Source organism: Streptomyces sp. NRRL S-1813 (genome assembly GCF_000719605.1).
Taxonomy (GTDB): Bacteria; Actinomycetota; Actinomycetes; order Streptomycetales; family Streptomycetaceae; genus Streptomyces; species Streptomyces decoyicus.
This window is the reverse complement of sequence record NZ_JOHB01000007.1, coordinates 65,234-83,757: the sequence shown is the minus strand read 5'-3', so window position 1 is coordinate 83,757 and position 18,524 is coordinate 65,234. Positions and strand designations below refer to the sequence as shown.

General features: G+C 70.3%; 16 protein-coding genes and 1 tRNA gene. 5 read left to right on the top strand and 12 right to left on the bottom strand.

What is annotated here, in order from left to right; translation table 11 throughout:
* The first annotated feature begins 168 nt into the window (after nucleotides 1-168).
* A complete protein-coding gene (locus tag IF67_RS0113505; RefSeq protein WP_030985390.1) occupies nucleotides 169-939 on the top strand; it encodes a response regulator transcription factor in 771 nt (256 codons plus the stop codon).
* Nucleotides 940-1,059: 120 nt separating this feature from the next.
* Here the strand turns inward: IF67_RS0113505 and IF67_RS0113500 are convergent, their stop codons facing one another.
* The 3 genes from IF67_RS0113500 to IF67_RS0113490 all read right to left on the bottom strand — a co-directional run bounded on the left by IF67_RS0113500 (nucleotide 1,060) and on the right by IF67_RS0113490 (nucleotide 4,619).
* Nucleotides 1,060-3,069 carry a beta-galactosidase gene (locus tag IF67_RS0113500; protein WP_030985389.1) on the bottom strand — a complete coding sequence of 670 codons (2,010 nt, stop codon included), beginning with the start codon at nucleotides 3,067-3,069 and terminating at the stop codon, nucleotides 1,060-1,062.
* A 62-nt stretch (nucleotides 3,070-3,131) separates the two neighbouring features.
* The gene (locus IF67_RS0113495) at nucleotides 3,132-3,926 is read right to left on the bottom strand and encodes an SDR family NAD(P)-dependent oxidoreductase (protein ID WP_030985388.1); all 795 of its coding nucleotides are present in this window, start codon (nucleotides 3,924-3,926) and stop codon (nucleotides 3,132-3,134) included.
* Between the two features lie 195 nt (nucleotides 3,927-4,121).
* Entirely contained in the window at nucleotides 4,122-4,619 is a 498-nt protein-coding gene (locus IF67_RS0113490; RefSeq protein WP_030082551.1) for a MarR family winged helix-turn-helix transcriptional regulator, read from the bottom strand.
* A gap of 164 nt (nucleotides 4,620-4,783) precedes the next feature.
* Between IF67_RS0113490 and IF67_RS0113485 the strand changes: the two genes are divergently transcribed.
* A complete protein-coding gene (locus tag IF67_RS0113485) occupies nucleotides 4,784-5,608 on the top strand; it encodes a trans-aconitate 2-methyltransferase (protein ID WP_030985387.1) in 825 nt (274 codons plus the stop codon).
* Nucleotides 5,609-5,669: 61 nt separating this feature from the next.
* On the top strand, nucleotides 5,670-6,032 hold the full coding sequence (locus IF67_RS0113480) for a VOC family protein (protein WP_030985385.1): 363 nt from the start codon (nucleotides 5,670-5,672) through the stop codon (nucleotides 6,030-6,032).
* Nucleotides 6,033-6,203: 171 nt separating this feature from the next.
* Here IF67_RS0113480 and IF67_RS0113475 read toward each other — a convergent pair whose 3' ends face one another.
* Together IF67_RS0113475 and IF67_RS0113470 are read right to left on the bottom strand one after the other, a co-directional pair.
* Nucleotides 6,204-6,887 carry a TetR/AcrR family transcriptional regulator gene (locus IF67_RS0113475; protein WP_030985384.1) on the bottom strand — a complete coding sequence of 228 codons (684 nt, stop codon included), beginning with the start codon at nucleotides 6,885-6,887 and terminating at the stop codon, nucleotides 6,204-6,206.
* Between the two features lie 22 nt (nucleotides 6,888-6,909).
* On the bottom strand, nucleotides 6,910-7,923 hold the full coding sequence (locus IF67_RS0113470; RefSeq protein WP_030985382.1) for an acyl-CoA desaturase: 1,014 nt from the start codon (nucleotides 7,921-7,923) through the stop codon (nucleotides 6,910-6,912).
* A gap of 334 nt (nucleotides 7,924-8,257) precedes the next feature.
* On the opposite strand from IF67_RS0113470, the gene ppc reads away from it, so the two are divergent.
* Nucleotides 8,258-10,990 (top strand): phosphoenolpyruvate carboxylase, encoded by a 2,733-nt coding sequence (gene ppc / locus IF67_RS0113465; RefSeq protein ID WP_420708651.1) that lies wholly within the window; start codon nucleotides 8,258-8,260, stop codon nucleotides 10,988-10,990.
* Between the two features lie 67 nt (nucleotides 10,991-11,057).
* On the opposite strand, the gene IF67_RS0113460 is transcribed toward ppc, so the two are convergent.
* The 7 genes from IF67_RS0113460 to IF67_RS0113430 all read right to left on the bottom strand — a co-directional run bounded on the left by IF67_RS0113460 (nucleotide 11,058) and on the right by IF67_RS0113430 (nucleotide 16,789).
* The gene (locus tag IF67_RS0113460) at nucleotides 11,058-11,582 is read right to left on the bottom strand and encodes a hypothetical protein (RefSeq protein ID WP_030985377.1); all 525 of its coding nucleotides are present in this window, start codon (nucleotides 11,580-11,582) and stop codon (nucleotides 11,058-11,060) included.
* 79 nt (nucleotides 11,583-11,661) lie between these two features.
* Entirely contained in the window at nucleotides 11,662-12,249 is a 588-nt protein-coding gene (gene pth / locus IF67_RS0113455) for an aminoacyl-tRNA hydrolase (RefSeq protein ID WP_030985376.1), read from the bottom strand.
* 144 nt (nucleotides 12,250-12,393) lie between these two features.
* Complete coding sequence (locus IF67_RS0113450; protein ID WP_030985374.1) at nucleotides 12,394-12,990, bottom strand: 50S ribosomal protein L25/general stress protein Ctc; 597 nt, start codon at nucleotides 12,988-12,990, stop codon at nucleotides 12,394-12,396.
* A 208-nt stretch (nucleotides 12,991-13,198) separates the two neighbouring features.
* Nucleotides 13,199-14,173 carry a ribose-phosphate diphosphokinase gene (locus IF67_RS0113445; RefSeq protein ID WP_030985373.1) on the bottom strand — a complete coding sequence of 325 codons (975 nt, stop codon included), beginning with the start codon at nucleotides 14,171-14,173 and terminating at the stop codon, nucleotides 13,199-13,201.
* A 72-nt stretch (nucleotides 14,174-14,245) separates the two neighbouring features.
* A complete protein-coding gene (glmU, locus tag IF67_RS0113440) occupies nucleotides 14,246-15,703 on the bottom strand; it encodes a bifunctional UDP-N-acetylglucosamine diphosphorylase/glucosamine-1-phosphate N-acetyltransferase GlmU (protein ID WP_078889415.1) in 1,458 nt (485 codons plus the stop codon).
* Between the two features lie 130 nt (nucleotides 15,704-15,833).
* Nucleotides 15,834-15,905, bottom strand: a tRNA-Gln gene (locus IF67_RS0113435).
* A gap of 29 nt (nucleotides 15,906-15,934) precedes the next feature.
* Nucleotides 15,935-16,789 (bottom strand): hypothetical protein, encoded by an 855-nt coding sequence (locus tag IF67_RS0113430; RefSeq protein ID WP_030985370.1) that lies wholly within the window; start codon nucleotides 16,787-16,789, stop codon nucleotides 15,935-15,937.
* A gap of 156 nt (nucleotides 16,790-16,945) precedes the next feature.
* Here IF67_RS0113430 and IF67_RS0113425 point away from each other — a divergent pair, with 156 nt between their 5' ends.
* On the top strand, nucleotides 16,946-18,424 hold the full coding sequence (locus IF67_RS0113425) for a sensor histidine kinase (protein ID WP_078889428.1): 1,479 nt from the start codon (nucleotides 16,946-16,948) through the stop codon (nucleotides 18,422-18,424).
* Nucleotides 18,425-18,524: the final 100 nt, after the last annotated feature.

The following is an 18,524-nucleotide window of genomic DNA, read 5'->3' as shown; positions in this document are numbered from 1 at the left end:
GGGAGCCTGCACCGGTGGGGGCCGGTGCCGATCAGGGGGCGAGACCGTTCGGGTACGGCGCCCGGGGTGGGGTAGTCATGTCGGCACGGCGGCGGCCGTGCGGCTGAGGCGATCTTCAATCCTGGCGTCGTGCCCGCTATGGTCCGTTCACCGGGACAGGGGGTCTCTGTGCAACGCATCCGGGTTCTGGTGGTCGACGACCACCGCATCTTCGCCGAATCCCTGGCGGCCGCGCTCGCCGCGGAACAGGACGTGGACGTCGCGGCCGCGGGCAGTGCCCCCGCGGCGCTGCGCAATCTGGACCGTGCGGTCACCGACGGCCGCCGGTTCGACGTGCTGCTCGCCGACGCCGACCTCGCCGCGCCGCTGCTCGCGGTGCCCGCGCAGGGGGCGGCCCGCGAGACCGTGCCGCGCGCCGTCCCGCGGGACGGCATCGCGCTGGTCTCCGGCCTGCGCACCAGCCATCCGTATCTGCGCACCGTCGTCCTCGCCGACCGCGACGATCCGCGCCGCGCGGCCGCCGCGCTGCAAGCCGGTGCCTCCGGCTGGGTGGCCAAGGACTGCTCGCTCTCCCGGCTGCTCGCCGTCATCCGCGGGGTGCTGCGGGACGAGACGCATCTGCCGCCGGCGCTGCTGACCGGTGTGCTGCGGGAGCTGACGGCGGCCCGCAAACACCGTTCCGAGAGCGAGCGGCTGGTGGAGTCGCTGACCCCGCGCGAGCGCGAGGTGCTGCGCTGCATGGTGGCGGGCCTGGGCCGCAAGGCGGTCGCCGAGCGGCTTTTCCTCTCCCCGCACACGGTCCGTACGCATATGCAGAATGTGCTCGGCAAGCTCGGGGTGCACTCCACTCTCGCGGCGGTCGCGCTGGCCCGCCGGGCCGGGGTCGGCCCGGTCGAGCTGGAGGCGGCGGCCGCGGCGGCCTCGGTGCCGGTGCCGTGAGGGGCTGACGGGCCGAGGGACGGGGGCTGAGCGGCCGAACGTCGGGTGGTCGACGGTCGGGTGGCCGAGGACGGGTGACCGCCCCGCGCCCCACCCGGCCGCCGCGAGCGCGCAAGTGCCCTACGCGCCGGGTTCCGTCAGTACGGCCACACCCCGGGCGCTCAGCGTGACCCGGTCGACGGGCCCGGCCCCGCCCCCGCCCGTCGCGTCCGCCGCCAGCGCATCCCGCATCGGCGCCGGCAGCCCGACCTCGACGGTCCGCGCCCCGTGGTTGAGCAGGAAGACATAGCGCCCGCCGGCGCCCTCGCGGACGGTGGCCTGGACACCCTCCGGCAGCCCCGGCAGGACGGGCGCCACCCCGGCCGCCGCCCGTACGTCGTCCAGCAGGGCCCGCATCAGCGCGGCATCGAGCCGGGTGCCGACGTACCAGACCGTGCCCCGCCCGTAGGCGTGCCGGGTCACCGCGGGCCGGCCGGCGAGGTCCCCGTCCGTGAAGTGGGCGAGCGCCTCGGCCCCTTCGAGGTCGATGACCTCCGACCACAGATCCGCCCGTCCCGTACGGACGCCGTCGCCGACCGCCACCGACCGCCCCTCGTCCAGCGGCCAGAACTCCTCCACCCGCAGGCCCAGCAGCTCCCGCAGCGGCGCCGGACAGCCGCCGGGGTGCACCCGGTCGTGCGCGTCGACGATCCCGGAGAAGAACGACACCAGCAGCTGCCCGCCGTCGCGGACGTAGGAAGCCAGCCGCTGGGCGTCGTCCGCGGTGAGCAGATACAGATTGGGCGCCACGACGAGCCGGTAGCCGGACAGCTCACGCTGCGGCGGGACCACGTCGCAGGCCACACCCGCCTCGAACAGCGGCCGGTAGTGATCCAGCGCGATACGGGAGTGGTCCAGTGCGGTCGACGGCTTGGAGTCCAGCTCCAGCGCCCACCAGCTGTGCCAGTCCGTCAGCAGCGCCACCTCGGCCCGCGACCGGGTCCCCTCGATGCCCGGAACCGACGCCAACTCCCGCCCCAGAGCCGACACTTCGCGGAAGATGCGGGTGTCGGTACCGCTGTGCGGCAGCATCGCCGAGTGGAACTTCTCCGCGCCACCCAGCGACTGCCGCCACTGGAAGTACAGCACCGCATCCGCGCCCTGGGCGACGGCCTGCCAGCTCCACAGCCGCATCGCGCCGGGCGGCTTGGGGCCGTTGCGGGGCCGCCAGTTGACCGCGCCGGGCGCCTGTTCCAGCAGCATCCAGGGCTGTCCGGAGCGCGCCGAGCGCATCAGGTCGAAGACATAGCCGGCCCGGATGTGGTCGTCCGGCACATACGGGTCCTGGTAGAAGTCCAGCGCCATCGTGTCCATGTGCGCCGACCAGGCGAAGGCATCGACGGGCTTGTGCTGCGGCATCAGATTGGTGGTGACCGGAACCTGGGGGGTCACGCGCTCCAGCACCGCCTTTTCGGCCAGGTAGCAGGCGCGCAGGGCCTCGTCGCCAAAGCGCAGATAGTCCAGCTGCTGGGCGGGGTTGGGGAAGGTGGGCGCGGTGCGCGGCGGCAGCACCTCGTCGAAGTCGCCGTACGCCTGTGACCAGAAGGCCGTCGACCAGGCGGCGTTGAGCGTGTCGACGCTCCCGTACCGTGCGCGCAGCCAGCGCCGGAAGTCGTCGGCCGACACGTCGCAGTAGCACTGGCGGGTGTGGCACCCGTATTCGTTGCCGACGTGCCACAGGGCGAGCGCCGGGTGGCCGGCGTAGCGGGTGGCGAGCTGCTCGACGAGGCGTACGGCGTGGGCGCGGTAGACGGGGCTGGAGGGGCAGTAGTGCTGCCGGCCGCCGGGCCAGCGGCGCCGGCCGTCCGCGTCCTCGGGCAGGATCTCGGGGTGTGCGCGGGAGAGCCACGGCGGGGGCGAGGCGGTCATGGTCGCCAGACAGACGGCGATACCGGCGCCCGCCAGCCCGTCCATGACGCGGTCGAACCAGCCGAAGTCCCAGGCGCCGGACCGGGGTTCGACCTCGGCCCAGGAGAAGATCCCGGCGGTGACCATGGTGACCTGGGCCGCCTTCATCAGCTTCAGGTCCTCGGCCCACACCTCCTCGGGCCACTGCTCGGGGTTGTAGTCGCCGCCGAAATGGATGCCCATGGATCCCCCTAAGGATCGAAGCCCGGGCGGGGCGCGGCGGCCCCGCCGTCAGCAGGATCGGCTCACGAAGAGTTCTTGTACACGCTCCAGCCGCCGTCGACGACGAGGCTCGCGCCCGTGACGAAGGACGCCTCGGCCGAGAGCAGAAAGGCGATGGCGGCGGCGACCTCCTCGGGCCGCCCCAGCCGCCGCGCCGCCGTCTCCGCGGCGCTGGCCTGCCGTTCCTCCTCGCCGATAGCGTCCCAGGCCGCCGTCAGAACGGGGCCCGGCAGCACGCTGTTGACCCGTACCTCCGGCCCGTACTCGACGGCCAGCTGGCGCCCCAGACCGGTCAGCCCGGCCTTGGCCGCGGCGTACGCGGGCCGTCCCGGCAGCCCGATCAGCGCATGCACCGACGAGGTCAGCACCACCGCGCCCGCGCGCGCCCGCAGATCCTCCAGGGCGGCGCGCACGCCGAGGAACGAGGCGGTGAGATTGACCGCGAGCTGCCGGTCCCAGTCGGTGAGCGGGGTGCGGTCGGCGGCCGCGACAGAGGGCAGAAAGGCGTTGCTGACCAGCCCGTCCACCGGACCGTAGCGCTGCCGCGCCGCTTCGACCGCCCGCCGCCAGTCGTCCTCGCCCGCCACATCGCAGTGCTCGTACGAGGCCCGGCCGCCGGCCGCCCGGATGCGTCGCGCGGTGTGTTCGCCGCGTGCGTCGTCGATGTCCAGCAGCAGGACGCCGGCGCCCTCGGCCGCCAGCCGGTCGGCGGTGGCCGCTCCGATCCCGGCGGCGGCCCCGGTCACCAGGACCGTGCGCCCCTCGAACCGCTTGCCGTACGGGCCGTTCGCCGGATGCGATGCGCGCTGCTGGCTCATGGCGCGATCCAAGCCCACGGGACGAGCGGCGGGCAAGGGGACGCGGTAGGAGAGGGGCGCGCGCAGATTCAGGGGGCGCGCACACTCCGCTTACGCGCCGTCAAATACGGCGCACGCCGTTTCCCCGGCACGCGGTTTTTCGCACGCGTCGCACTCGTCGCACCCGCCGCCGCCGGCGGGCGCCGCGGACGCCCGCTACCCCGGGATGTTGTCGAACGGCCCGGTCAACCGCCGCAGCAGCCCGGCCAGTTCACCGCGCTGCTGACGGGAGAGCTCGGCGAGAATGGCGCGCTCCTGGATCAGCAGCCCGGCCAGCGACTGGTCGGCCTTGTCACGGCCCTCGGCCGTCAGCCTGACCAGCACTCCGCGCCGGTCGCTGGGGTCGGGCAGCCGCTCGACGAGGTCCTTCTTGGCGAGCCGGTCGATGCGGTTGGTCATCGTCCCCGAGGTCACCAGTGTCTGCGTCAGCAGCGCTCCGGGGGAGAGCTGATAGGGCGCCCCGGCGCGCCGCAGCGCGGTGAGCACATCGAACTCCCAGGGCTCCAGCCCCACCTCGGAAAAGGCGATACGGCGAGCCCGGTCCAGGTGTCTGGCCAGCCTGGAGACCCGGCTGAGCACCTCAAGTGGTTCCACGTCGAGGTCCGGGCGCTCGCGGCGCCATGCTGCGACCAGTCGATCGACCTCGTCCTCCATGACGATCAGTGTAGAGGGTCTGTCGACATGAAGTCTCTTGACGTCGAGATATATTTCCCTGGACTATGGGCATCGTCGGCGAGGGCTCGGTTTCCAGCCGAGACGGCCCGAATCCGACCGTGCCAGCCTTGAGTCAGCCCTGCATCGGCAAAGGGGTTTCGATCATGCATGACGCACCAACCTGGGATCCGCAGCAATACCTCCGCCACTCCGGGCACCGTACCCGCCCCTTCCACGACCTTCTCGCCCGGATACCCGGCCTCCCCCGGCCCGGCCGCCCCGCCCGTATCGCCGACCTCGGCTGCGGCCCCGGAAACGTCACCGCCCTGCTCGCCGCACGCTGGCCCGATGCGCACATCACCGGATACGACAACTCCCCGGAGATGCTCAAGGAAGCCGAGAACCACGCCGGCTTCACCCCGGGCGGCGGCCACCTCGACTTCGCCCTCGCCGACGCCGCCGACTGGGCGCCCGAGGAAACCTACGACCTGATCGTCTCCAACGCGGCGCTCCAGTGGGTCCCCAACCACCCGGAATCCTTCGCCCGTTGGATCGGGGCCCTCGCCCCCGGCGGCACGTTCGCCTTCCAGGTCCCCGGCAACTTCACCTCACCCAGCCACGCCCTGCTCGGCGAGCTGTGCGACGCCCCCCAGTGGCGTGAACGGCTCACCACCCACGGCCGCCGCTTCGTCCACATCCTCGAACCGGCCGAGTATCTGGAACGCCTCACCGACCTCGGCTGCGCCGCGGACGTATGGGAAACCATCTACGTCCAGCTCCTGGAGGGCGACGACCCGGTCCTCGACTGGGTCAAGGGCACCGCACTGCGCCCCGTGCTGACCGCCCTGGAGAACGACCCGGCCGCCCGCGACGCCTTCCTCGCCGAATACCGCGACGCCCTCCGCCAGGCCTACCCCACCGGCCCCCACGGCACCGTCTTCCCGTTCCGCCGCATCTTCGCCGTCGCCCGGAAACCGGCGGCCGGCTGACACCTGCCGCCCGCCTGCCCGCCGCCGCACTCCGGCTCATCCCCTCCGAGGTGACCCCTCCGTGATCACCGGCCTCGACCACATCCAGCTCGCCGCGCCCCCCGGCACCGAAGACGCCCTGCGCGCCTACTACGCGGATCTCCTCGGCATGACGGAGATCCCGAAGCCGCCGGCGCTCGCGGCCCGCGGAGGATGCTGGTTCGAGGCCGGCACGGCCCGGCTGCACCTGGGCATCGAGGCGGACTTCCGCCCCGCGAAAAAAGCCCACCCCGGTATCCGCGTCCACGGCATCGACGCCTTCGCCGCCCGGCTGACCGCCGGGGGCGCCGCCGTCACCTGGGACGGCCATCTGCCGGGCCACCGGCGCTTCTACTCGGTCGACCCGGCAGGCAACCGGCTGGAGTTCCTGGAGCCGCAGGGCTGACCCCCGGGCTGGCCCGGCCCGCGCGACCCAACCGTGCAGCCGGCCCCCGTGACGCAACCGTGCAGCCGGCCCCCGTGACGCAACCGTGCAGCCGGCCCCCGTGACGCAACCGTGCAGCCGGCCCCCGCGCGATCAGGGTCGTGCACCGGCCCCGTCCGAGCGGCCCGCGGCTCAGTTCTTCCGATGCCCTATCAACCGAGGCTTCGCCTCCAGATTGCCCAGCCCGTGCCAGGCCAGATTCACCAGATGGGCCGCCACTTCGGCCTTCTTCGGCTTACGGGCGTCCACCCACCACTGGCCGGTCAGCGCGACCATGCCGACCAGGGCCTGTGCATAGAGCGGGGCCAGTTTCGGGTCGAAGCCACGGGCCTTGAACTCCAGGCCCAGGATGTCCTCGACCTGGGTCGCGATATCGCTGATGAGCGAGGCGAAGGTGCCCGTCGACTGGGCCACGGGGGAATCACGGACCAGGATGCGGAAACCGTCGGTGAAGGTCTCGATGTAGTCGAGCAGCGCGAACGCCGCCTGTTCGAGGAGCTCGCGGGGATGGCCGGCGGTCAGCGCGCTGGTCACCATGTCCAGCAGCTGCCGCATCTCGCGGTCCACGACCACCGCGTACAGGCCTTCCTTGCCGCCGAAGTGCTCATAGACCACAGGCTTGGAAACGCCGGCCTTCGCGGCGATCTCCTCCACTGAGGTTCCCTCGTAGCCCCGCTCGGCGAAGAGCGTGCGACCGATGTCCAGCAGCTGCTCCCGGCGCTCCGCCCCCGTCATCCGGACCCTGCGGGCCCGCCGCGTGCCCGCGGGGGAGTGCTTGCCCTTGCTGTTGCTCGCGCTGCTGTCGTCGATCGCCACCCGTCAATCATGCCTTCCCCGGCTACCGCCGAGAGGCACCCCCGGCGGCCACCTCCGCGCGTCGGGCCTCGATCCGTGACGCGTCCGGCCACCGGACGTCATACGCCCAGCCCGCCTTCTCGAACCAGCGGATCAACCGGGCGCTGGAGTCCAGCTGCCCCCTCAGCACGCCGTGCCGGGCACAGGTCGGGTCCGCGTGGTGCAGGTTGTGCCAGGACTCGCCGCAGGACAGGACGGCCAGCCACCACACGTTCCCGGAGCGGTCGCGGGACTTGAAGGGGCGCTTGCCGACCGCATGGCAGATGGAGTTGATCGACCACGTGACGTGATGCAGCAGCGCGACGCGCACCAGGGAGCCCCAGAAGAACGCGGTCAGCGCGCCCTGCCAGGACCATGTCACCAGACCGCCCACCAGCGGCGGGATCATCAGCGACAGTGCCGTCCACAGGATGAACTGGCGGGAGATCGTACGCATCGCATCGTCCCTGATCAGGTCCGGTGCGTACTTCTGCTGCGGGGTCTGCTCCTCGTCGAACATCCAGCCGATGTGCGCCCACCACAGGCCCTTCATCAGGGCCGGCACCGTCTCGCCGAAGCGCCACGGGGAGTGCGGGTCGCCCTCGGCGTCGGAGAACTTGTGGTGCTTGCGATGGTCCGCCACCCAGCGCACCAGCGGTCCCTCGACGGCCATCGACCCCATGATCGCGAGCGCGATCCGCAGTGGCCGCTTCGCCTTGAACGCGCCATGCGTGAAGTAGCGGTGGAAGCCGATCGTGATGCCGTGGCAGCCGATGTAGTACATCGCCACCATCAGTCCCAGATCCAGCCAGCTCACCCCCCAGCCCCAGGCCAGCGGGACCGCGGCGACCAGCGCCACGAACGGGACGGTGATGAAGAGCAGGAGCGTGATCTGTTCGACCGACCGGCGCTGCTCGCCGCCCAGCGTCGCGGACGGCACCGGAGCGCCGGCGGCCGGGCCGACGGATGAATCAGCAGGAATCGGGGGATCTTCTACGGCTTCAGGTCGAGCGGTCATGGTGTCCCTCGTCGGGGGGCTCGGGGGCACGGCTACGGCTACGGGACCGTAACCTACGGTCTCGTAAGTATGGCAGTGCCGCCGTCACGGGCAAGGCCGTGACAGGCGCCACACCCCTGACCTGTGACGCAGATGCCCACCCAGCGGACGGTGTGATCTGCTGACGCTGGGCAGACCTATCCTGGGGAACGTCGGACAGCGCGGTCCGCAACCCGCCCGCCATCAGACCTGCCCACGCGTCGCCCGCCGCCACCCCTCCCGAGCCGTGGTGCGACGCCCCTGATCGCTGCAAGGAGCCGCACCCGTGAGCAGTGCCGACAACACTCCGGCCGAGATCGCCTCCGTCGAGAGCCTCGACCCCGGCCCGAGCGACAACATCGCCCTGCGTGCCGACATCCGCCGCCTCGGCGACCTCCTCGGCGAAACCCTGGTCCGACAGGAGGGGCACGAGCTCCTCGACCTCGTCGAGCGGGTCCGCGCCCTGACCCGCTCCGACGGCGAGGCCGCGGCCCGGCTGCTGGGCGACACGGACCTGGCCACGGCCGCCAAGCTGGTGCGCGCCTTCTCCACGTACTTCCACCTCGCGAACGTCACCGAGCAGGTCCACCGCGGCCGCGAGCTCGGCGCCCGGCGCGCCGCCGAGGGCAGCATCCTCGCCCGCACCGCCGACATGCTCAAGGACGCCGACCCCGAGCATCTGCGCGAGACCGCCCGCAACCTCGGCGTACGCCCCGTCTTCACCGCGCACCCCACCGAGGCCGCCCGGCGCTCCGTCCTCACCAAACTCCGCAAGGTCGCCGAGCTGCTGGACAGCCCCGACGGCGAGCGCCGCCGCGCCGACCTCCGCCTGGCCGAGAACATCGACCTCATCTGGCAGACGGACGAGCTGCGCGTCGCCCGCCCCGAGCCCACCGACGAGGCCCGCAACGCCATCTACTACCTCGACGAGCTGGGCCGGGGCGCGGTCGGCGACGTCCTCGAAGACCTCGCCGCCGAGCTGGAGCGAGCCGGCACCGAGCTGCCCCCCGGCACCCGCCCGCTCACCTTCGGCACCTGGATCGGCGGCGACCGCGACGGCAACCCCAACGTCACCCCGCAGGTCACCTGGGACGTCCTGCTCCTCCAGCACGAGCACGGCATCACCGACGCCCTGGAGCACATCGACGAGCTGCGCGGCGCCCTCTCCAACTCCATCCGCAACTGCGGCGCCACCGACGAGCTGCTGGAATCCCTCCAGCGCGACCTCGACCTCCTCCCCGAGATCAGCCCCCGCTACAAGCGGCTGAACAGCGAGGAGCCCTACCGGCTCAAGGCGACCTGCATCCGGCAGAAGCTCGTCAACACCCGCGAGCGCCTCGCCGGCGACACCCCCCACGTCCCCGGCCGCGACTACCTCGGCACCACGGAACTCCTCGACGACCTCGCCCTCATCCAGACCTCGCTGCGCGAGCACCGCGGCGGCCTGGTCGCCGACGGCCGCCTGGAGCGCACCCTGCGCACCATCGCCGCCTTCGGCCTCCAGCTCGCCACCATGGACGTCCGCGAGCACGCCGACGCGCACCACCACGCGCTCGGCCAGCTCTTCGACCGCCTCGGCGAAGAATCCTGGCGTTACGTGGACATGCCGCGCGACTACCGGCGCAAGCTCCTCGCCAAGGAACTGCGCTCCCGCCGCCCGCTGGCACCCACCCCCGCCCCCCTCGACGCGGCCGGCGCCAAGACCCTCGGCGTCTTCCGCACCATCCTCAAGGCCAAGGAGACCTTCGGCCCCGAGGTCGTCGAGTCCTACATCATCTCCATGTGCCAGGGCTCGGACGACGTCTTCGCCGCCACCGTCCTCGCCCGCGAGGCCGGACTGATCGACCTGCACGCCGGCTGGGCCAAGGTCGGCATCGTGCCGCTGCTGGAGACCACCGACGAGCTGAAGATCGCCGACCAGCTCCTCGACGAGATGCTCTCCGACCCCTCCTACCGGCGCCTGGTCGCCCTGCGCGACGACGTCCAGGAGGTCATGCTCGGCTACTCCGACTCCTCCAAGTTCGGCGGCATCACCACCTCCCAGTGGGAGATCCACCGCGCCCAGCGCCTGCTGCGCGACGTCGCCCACCGCCACGGCGTACGGCTGCGCCTCTTCCACGGCCGCGGCGGCACCGTCGGCCGCGGCGGCGGCCCCTCCCACGACGCGATCCTCGCCCAGCCCTACGGGACCCTCGAAGGCGAGATCAAGGTCACCGAACAGGGCGAGGTCATCTCCGACAAGTACCTGGTGCCGTCGCTGGCGCGGGAGAACCTGGAACTGACCGTCGCCGCCACGCTCCAGGCCTCCGCTCTGCACACCGAGCCCCGGCAGTCCGACGAAGCCCTGGCCCGCTGGGACGCCGCCATGGAAACCGTCTCCGAGGCGGCCCACGGCTCCTACCGCCGGCTGGTCGAAGACCCCGACCTGCCCGCGTACTTCTTCGCCTCCACCCCCGTCGACCAGCTCGCCGAACTCCACCTGGGCTCGCGTCCCTCGCGCCGCCCCGACTCCGGCGCCGGCCTCGACGGACTGCGGGCCATCCCCTGGGTCTTCGGCTGGACCCAGTCCCGCCAGATCGTCCCCGGCTGGTACGGCGTCGGCACCGGCCTCAAGGCCGCCCGCGAAGCCGGACTCGACAGCGTCCTGGACGAAATGCACGAGCACTGGCACTTCTTCCGCAACTTCCTGTCCAACGTCACCATGACGCTGGCCAAGACCGACCTGCGGATCGCCCAGCACTACGTCGACACCCTCGTGCCCGACGAGCTCCAGCACGTCTTCGACGGCATCAAGGCCGAACACGAACTCACCGTCGCCGAGGTCCTGCGCGTCACCGGGGAGAAGGAACTCCTCGAATCCAACCCGGTCCTGCGGCAGACCTTCCACATCCGCGACGCCTACCTCGACCCGATCTCCTACCTCCAGGTCTCGCTGCTGGACCGCCAGCGCAGCGCCGCCGAGCGCGGCGAGGAGGCGGACCCCGTCCTCGCCCGAGCCCTGCTGCTCACCGTCAACGGCGTCGCCGCCGGACTGCGCAACACCGGCTGACGCACCCCCGCATACGACGGCGGCCCGTCCTCCCACCAGGGGAGGACGGGCCGCCGTCGTATCCGCCCTACAGCGCAGCGAACGCCGCGCCCAACAACACCGCCCCCAACAACCCCATCACCCACGCCGTACGCCGCAGTCGCATCCCCCCGGCCACCACCAGCGCCGCCAGCAGCAACGACCCCGCGAACGGCACCCACGCATGCAATATCCCGGCAGACCCGGTCCGCACCGCCTGCGCCGTACCCGGCTTGACCGTCACCTCGACCCGCTCGCCCTTGTCCGGCGCCGCCGCCTGCACGATCGTCACCTTCGCCCGCGGCCGGCCATCGCCCCCCGTCGGCACATACGAGCCGGTGCACCGCTCGCTCTCACACGCCGACACCGTCATCATTCCGCGCTCCCGCGCCTTGACGAGCATCGCGTACTGCGCCGTGTGCCACGACGTCCACACCCCCGCCACCAGCAGGAGCAACGCCAGCAGACCCATCAACCCCGTCCTGGCGAGAAGCAACGCCCCATAGGCGCTCTCACCGACCCGACGGGTACGGCTGCGTCTGACCGGACTGGTGCGCGTACTGCTTCTGGGCATGGCGGCGATCCTTGGCCATAACCTGCACCCGGTCAACCTCGGACAACGGTTCGTCAGAGCCTGACCCCCACTGTCCCATTCAGGAGTTGTACGTACTCTGCGCCCGTTCCAAACCGTCCACGATCAACGTCTCCACCGCATCCGCGGCACGATCCACGAAGTAATCCAGCTCGCGCCGCTCCGCCGAAGAGAAATCCTTCAGCACAAAATCCGCCACCTGCATACGACCCGGCGGACGCCCGATCCCGAACCGCACCCGGTGATACTCCGCACCCAGCGACTTCGTGATCGACTTCAAACCGTTATGGCCGTTGTCACCGCCACCCAGCTTCAGCCGCAACGCACCGTAATCGATATCCAACTCATCATGAATCGCAATGATGTTGCCGACCGGCACCTTGTAGAAATCCCGCAACGCCGTCGTCGGCCCACCCGACAGATTCATGAAAGACAACGGCTTCGCGACCACGACACGACGACTCGACGGACCCGGCGCACCACAACGCCCCTCCACCACCTGCGCCCGCGCCTTGTGCGCCTTGAAACGGCCACCCATCCGCTCCGCCAGCAATTCCGCCACCATGAAGCCCACATTGTGGCGATTACGCGCATACTCCGGGCCCGGGTTGCCCAGCCCCATCACCAGCCACGGATCAGCGTCCGCCATCTCAGCCACTCCCACATCCGCCGGCACACCCCGCCGGCCCCGACCGCAACTGCCCATGAAACAGCCCAACCGCCACCCCGCACCCGAACGGCGCGCGGCAGCGGCTGGACCACTCGCTGAGAACCTTCCTCAGCGGAAAACGAATCAGGCCTCGGAGCCCTCGGCGCCCTCGCCCGCGGCGCCTTCCTCGGCCGGCGCCTCGGCCTGCGCCGCGACAACCTGGAGCACGACCGCATCGTCGTCCACGGCCAGCGAGGAACCCGACGGCAGCGTGATGTCCTTGGCCAGCACCGAAGCGCCCGCGTCCAGGCCCGCGACGGAAATCGTGACCGACTCCGGAATGTGGGTGGCCTCGGCCTCGATCGGCAGCGTGTTCAGCACGTGCTCCAGCACGAGCTGGCCCGGAGCCAGGTCGCCCTCGACGTGGATCGGGATCTCGACGGAGACCTTCTCGCCCTTCTTCACGGCCAGGAAGTCCACGTGCACCAGGAACTGGCGGATCGCCTCACGCTGCACGGCCTTGGGGATGACCAGCTCGTTCTTGCCGTCGAACTCAAGACGGATCAGCGCGTTCGGCGTCTTCAGGGCCATCATCAGCGCGTGGTTGTGAATCGCCACGTGCTGCGGCTCCTCGCCGTGACCGTAAATCACCGCGGGAACCAGGTCGGCGCGGCGCGCACGGCGCGCGGCACCCTTACCGAAGTCGGTACGAACCTCAGCGGTGAGCTTGACCTCAGCCATGACAGCACTCCTCGTATCGCAGAAAAACCTCTGGTGGGCGTCACCCGGCCCACGACAGACCTGCTACGAAGAGCGCGTCGATAACGGACAGCCACCACAAAAGGGCGGCCTCCCTCGCCGAGCAACTCGATGAGTCTACCCGGCCGGAAGGCCGCCCCAAAGTCGATCAGCGCCGGACTACGTCACAGACCGGCCCGCCGCCGTCAGCTCACTGCTCCTCGAAGAGGCTCGTCACCGAACCGTCCTCGAACACCTCACGCAGCGCACGGGCGATCGTCGGCGCCATCGACAGCACCGTGATCTTGTCCAGCTCCAGCTCCGAAGGCGTCGGCAGCGTATTCGTGAACACGAACTCGCTGACCTTCGAATTCTTCAGCCGGTCCGCCGCCGGACCCGACAGCACCCCGTGCGTCGCCGTCACGATCACATCCGACGCACCATTCGCGAACAGCGCATCCGCCGCCGCACAGATCGTGCCACCGGTGTCGATCATGTCGTCGACCAGGACACACACCCGGTCCTTCACATCACCGACGACCTCGTGCACGGTGACCTGATTCGCCACGTCCTTGTCACGCCGCTTGTGCACAATCGCCAGCGGCGCACCCAGACGGTCACACCAACGGTCCGCGACCCGCACCCGGCCGGCGTCCGGCGACACCACCGTCAGCTTGTCGCGGTCCACCTTTGCGCCCACATAGTCCGCAAGGACCGGAAGCGCAAACAGATGATCCACAGGACCGTCGAAGAAGCCCATGATCTGATCCGTGTGCAGATCCACGGTCACCACACGGTGCGCACCCGCGGTCTTCATCAAATCCGCGATCAGCCGCGCCGAAATCGGCTCACGGCCGCGGTGCTTCTTGTCCTGCCGCGCATATCCGTAGAACGGCACGACCACCGTGATGCTCCGTGCCGAAGCCCGCTTCAGCGCATCGATCATGATGAGCTGTTCCATGATCCACTTATTGATCGGAGCCGTGTGGCTCTGAATCAAAAAGCAATCCGCACCACGCGCCGACTCCTGATAACGGATATAGATCTCACCGTTGGCGAAGTCGAAAGCCTTCGTCGGGACCAGGCCCACACCCAGCTGATGCGCGACCTCCTCCGCCAGCTCGGGGTGGGCGCGGCCGGAGAAGAGCATGAGCTTCTTCTCGCCGGTCGTCTTGATCCCGGTCACAGCAAATCTCCTCGAATCACAGTTTGCGTGCGTTCATCACGGTACGCCCCGCACGGCGCACCCCTAGCACGATCACCGCTCGTCCTCGGAATCCTGACGAGCAGCCGAAGCCGCCTGCGCGGCGGCGCTTCCGGGCCGCTTACGCGCGACCCAACCCTCGATATTCCGCTGCTGGCCACGCGCGACCGCCAGCGAACCCGGGGGCACATCCTTGGTGATGACCGAGCCGGCCGCCGTATAAGCGCCGTCCCCGACCGTGACCGGAGCCACAAACATGTTGTCCGACCCCGTCTTGCAATGCGACCCGACCGTCGTGTGGTGTTTGGCCTCACCGTCGTAGTTCACAAATACACTCGCCGCACCGATATTGGAGAACTCGCCGATCGTGGCATCGCCCACATACGACAGATGCGGCACCTTCGTGCCCTCACCGATCGACGCGTTCTTCATCTCCACGTACGTACCGGCCTTCGCCTTCGGACCCAGATCCGTCCCCGGCCGCAGATACGCATAAGGGCCGACACTCGCACCCTCACCGATACGCGCACCCTCGGCCACCGTGAACGACGCCACCGCGCCCGCACCCACCGACGTATCCGTCAGCCGCGACTGCGGACCCACCTCGGCACCCGTCGCGATATGCGTGGCACCGAGCAGCTGCGTACCCGGGTGGACCGTCGCATCCGGCTCGAACGTGACCGACACATCCACCCACGTCGACGCCGGATCGACCACCGTCACACCGGCCAGCATCGCCCGCTCCACCAGCCGGTCGTTCAGCAGCCGGCGCGCCTGCGCCAGCTGCACACGGTTGTTGATCCCCAGAATCTCCCGGTGATCGGCGGACACCGCCGCACCGACCCGGTGCCCGGCCTCCCGCACGATCCCCAGCACATCGGTGAGGTACTCCTCGCCCTGGCTGTTGTCCGTACGCACCTTGCCGAGCGCATCCACGAGCAGCCGCGCGTCAAAGGCGAAGACCCCCGAGTTGATCTCACGGATCGCGCGCTGGCCGGCGGTCGCGTCCTTGTGCTCGACGATCGCGGTCACCGCGCCGGTGCCCGCCTCGCGCACGATGCGCCCGTAGCCGGTGGAGTCCGGGACCTCGGCGGACAGGACGGTCACGGCATTGCCGTCCGCCGCATGCGTGTCACTGAGCAGCCGGAGGGTCTCGCCGGTCAGCAGCGGGGTGTCACCGCAGACGACGATCACGGTGCCGTCGAGGGCGACACCGCTGTTGCTCAGCTCGTCCAGGGCCGTACGGACCGCGTGGCCGGTGCCCTTCTGCTCGTGCTGCACCGTGGTGTGCGCGGCGGGGTCGATCTCGGAGAGATGCGCCTGCACCTGCTCACGGGCATGGCCGACGACCACGACGAGATGCTCGGGATCCAGCTCTCGGGAGGCGGCGACGACATGTCCGACGAGGGAGCGGCCACAGAGGGCGTGCAGGACCTTCGGGGTCGCCGACTTCATGCGGGTGCCCTCACCCGCTGCGAGAACGACGACGGCTGCCGGGCGGTTGGCGCTCACGGGGATGCCCTTCGGCTTCTTGGCTACTTCGGGTGGTGGTCACCCGAAGGATACCGGTGCGTATAGCAGCCGAAACGCGGGCGGGTCCTGACTTGGTAGTCAGGACCCGAAATTTGCCCGTTGAGCGGGGCTCCCCTGCCAGGACTCGAACCTGGAACAAATCATCCAAAGTGACCCGTGTTGCCCATTACACCACAGGGGAGTGTATAAGCTGCCAAACCGGACATTCCGTCAGGCTGGCCGCTCGGCACCCAACACTATGCCGTACCACCAGCCCTCGATGCGACGGTATAGGTCAGCGCTTTGCAGGACTCGGATCACCAGGCAGCCGTGGTAGGTGTCTCCGGCGTTCTTGCGGACGGTCTTGGGGTTGTGTTTTTTGATGGTGGTCTTGTGGAGTGCGGTCACGGGCACGCCGACAAGATCGGCCCAGTACTGCTCGGCGGCTGCCACGTCGGCGGTGCAGTGGATCATTGCTCGGTAGCCGACTCGCTCCGGTTCCACGCCGAGCAGGTTCAGCCAGGCCAGGTAGAGCCGGATCACATTTGGGTCGCTGTTGACGAAGGTGACGCCCTCCCGTCGGGCGTACGGCTTGTCCTTTGTGCCTTCCGCCCAGTAGAGGGCCACGCCGGCGATGAACAGATCGCGGTCCGAGAGGGCGCCGATTTCTCGCGTGGCATCGGCCTTGGTTTGTTGGCGAGCTTCGTCGCGTCGCTTGAGTGTTGCCTCCCAGCCTCGCCGGGCGATGGCCGAGGCCTCTTCGGGGGTTCGGGGTGGCGGCTTCGGCAGATCCCGTACCCACAGCGAGATCGAGCTCTTCGAGCAGCCCAGCTCGACCTGGATCTCGTCGTAGGTCTTGCCTTCCTTCCGCAGCTCGCGGGCCCGCTCGCGCAGGTCGTCCTTGGCGTTCGGGCGGCGGGTCCAGTCGGGGGCGGGAATGCCTTCGAGGAGGCGGTTGAGGATGTCGTTGTTGTGGACGTGGAGGCGGTCGCGGATCTGACGGCGGCTCAGGCCGGCGCGGCGCAGGGCGACGGCCTGGGGGCGTAACGCCTCGTAGTCGGGGTGGCTCCGATGGGTGTTCGGCATGGGAACAGGGTGCCGCGTCCATGTGTATCGAAGAGGCGAAAATGTGGGCGATTCAACAGTTCGAGGGATAACCGGCGGTAAGGGCTGGTAATGGGCCTGATCCGTGACCGGTATTGGGTCGGGGAATCGGGGGTGGGCGCCCGTAGGCTGGGCGGTATGACCGCGACGGGGGCAAGTGAAGGTGTGGGCGCGCGGGGTGCGCCGGTGAGCGGGCCGTGGTGGTGGGCCCGCAGGCGGAGCGCCGTGCTGGACGTGTTTCTGGCGGCGGCTTCCACGGTGGAGTGCGTGTGGGAGGGCGGCCTCTTCGCGCACGAGGCGCAGCTGCCCGGGCTGCTGGGGATGCTGCTCGGCCTGTTGGCGGGGCCGGTGTTGCTGGTGCGCCGGCGGTGGCCTGTGGTGGTGGTGCTGGTCTCGATCGCGGTGATGCCTGCGGAGATGGGCGGGCTGCTGAGTGTGGTGGGGCTGTACACGCTCGCCGCGTCGGATGTGCCGCGCCGGATTACGGGCTTGCTGGCGGGCATGACGGTCGTGGGGACGTTGGTGACGACCTTCCTCACGCTGCGGGAGGACGTCGCGGCGCAGCAGGACTTCCATCCGCCGATGTGGTTCGTGCCGCTGATGGCGCTGGCGGTGGGCTTGGTGCTGACGGCGCCGCCGGTGCTGTGGGGTCTGTACATCGCGGCCCGGCGGCGGCTGGTGGAGAGCCTGCGGGAGCGGGCGGACGGTCTGGAGCGCGAGCTGTCGTTGCTGGCGGACCGGGCCGAGGAGCGGGCCGAGTGGGCCCGTAACGAGGAGCGGACCCGGATCGCGCGGGAGATGCACGATGTGGTCGCGCACCGGGTGAGTCTGATGGTGGTGCATGCGGCCGCGCTTCAGGCGGTGGCGTTGAAGGATCCGGAGAAGGCGTCGAAGAACGCGGGGCTGGTCGGCGACATGGGGCGCCAGGCGCTGACGGAGCTGCGGGAGATGCTGGGGGTGCTGCGTACGGCCGACGGGGCGTCGGGGCGTGGCACCGCGGCGTCGGGTGCGCCGGAGCGGCTGGCGGCGGTGGCGTCCCGGGCGGGGGCGAAGGCGACGGTGCAGGCGCGGGTTCCGGAGCCGTCGGCGGACGGGGCTTCGGCAGCGTCCTCGTCGGCCGGCTGTTCCGTTGCCGGGGCGGAGTCGTCGGTGCCGGGTGCGGGGGACGCGGATGCCGAGGGGCCGTGTCTGACGGAGCTGGCGGATCTGGTGGGGCAGTCCCGGGCGGCCGGGATGGTCGTCGAGCTGATGGTGGACGAGTCCGCCGAGGGGGAGGCGGCGGCTGTTGCCGGGCGGCGTTATGCGGCGCGGGTGGAGCGGACCGTGTATCGCGTGGTCCAGGAAGCGCTCACGAATGTGCACAAGCATGCGCCGGGCGCGCGGGCGCGGGTGCGGCTGGCGCACCGGGACGGCGAGCTCGCCGTCCAGGTGGAGAACGGGCCCTGTGAGGGCGGCGCGGCCGATGCGGGTCTGCCGAGCGGCGGCAACGGCCTGGTGGGGATGCGGGAGCGGGTGACGGCGCTGGGTGGTGTGTTCGTCTCGGGTCCGACGGAGGCGGGTGGCTTCCGCGTCTCGGCGGTGTTGCCTCTTGGGGCTGTTTCCCACGTTGCCGGGTGAGCCCGCCGTACCTCGTCTGTTGTTCTTGAGGGGCCCCATCCCGGTGGGGGAGCAGTAAAAGACAAAAGACCAGAAGCTCGGCCGCGCGACGATGCGGCCG

Bases quoted from the DNA above. Each gene is read 5' to 3' on its own strand.
- IF67_RS0113450 (WP_030985374.1), bottom strand. From the start codon at position 12,990: ATGGCTGAGGTCAAGCTCACCGCTGAGGTTCGTACCGACTTCGGTAAG.
- IF67_RS0113495 (WP_030985388.1), bottom strand. From the start codon at position 3,926: ATGAGCCAGCAGCGCGCATCGCATCCGGCGAACGGCCCGTACGGCAAG.
- IF67_RS0113500 (WP_030985389.1), bottom strand. From the start codon at position 3,069: ATGGGCATCCATTTCGGCGGCGACTACAACCCCGAGCAGTGGCCCGAG.
- IF67_RS0113470 (WP_030985382.1), bottom strand. From the start codon at position 7,923: ATGACCGCTCGACCTGAAGCCGTAGAAGATCCCCCGATTCCTGCTGAT.
- pth (WP_030985376.1), bottom strand. From the start codon at position 12,249: ATGGCGGACGCTGATCCGTGGCTGGTGATGGGGCTGGGCAACCCGGGC.
- IF67_RS0113490 (WP_030082551.1), bottom strand. From the start codon at position 4,619: ATGGAGGACGAGGTCGATCGACTGGTCGCAGCATGGCGCCGCGAGCGC.
- IF67_RS0113425 (WP_078889428.1), top strand. From the start codon at position 16,946: ATGACCGCGACGGGGGCAAGTGAAGGTGTGGGCGCGCGGGGTGCGCCG.
- IF67_RS0113485 (WP_030985387.1), top strand. From the start codon at position 4,784: ATGCATGACGCACCAACCTGGGATCCGCAGCAATACCTCCGCCACTCC.
- IF67_RS0113430 (WP_030985370.1), bottom strand. From the start codon at position 16,789: ATGCCGAACACCCATCGGAGCCACCCCGACTACGAGGCGTTACGCCCC.
- IF67_RS0113460 (WP_030985377.1), bottom strand. From the start codon at position 11,582: ATGCCCAGAAGCAGTACGCGCACCAGTCCGGTCAGACGCAGCCGTACC.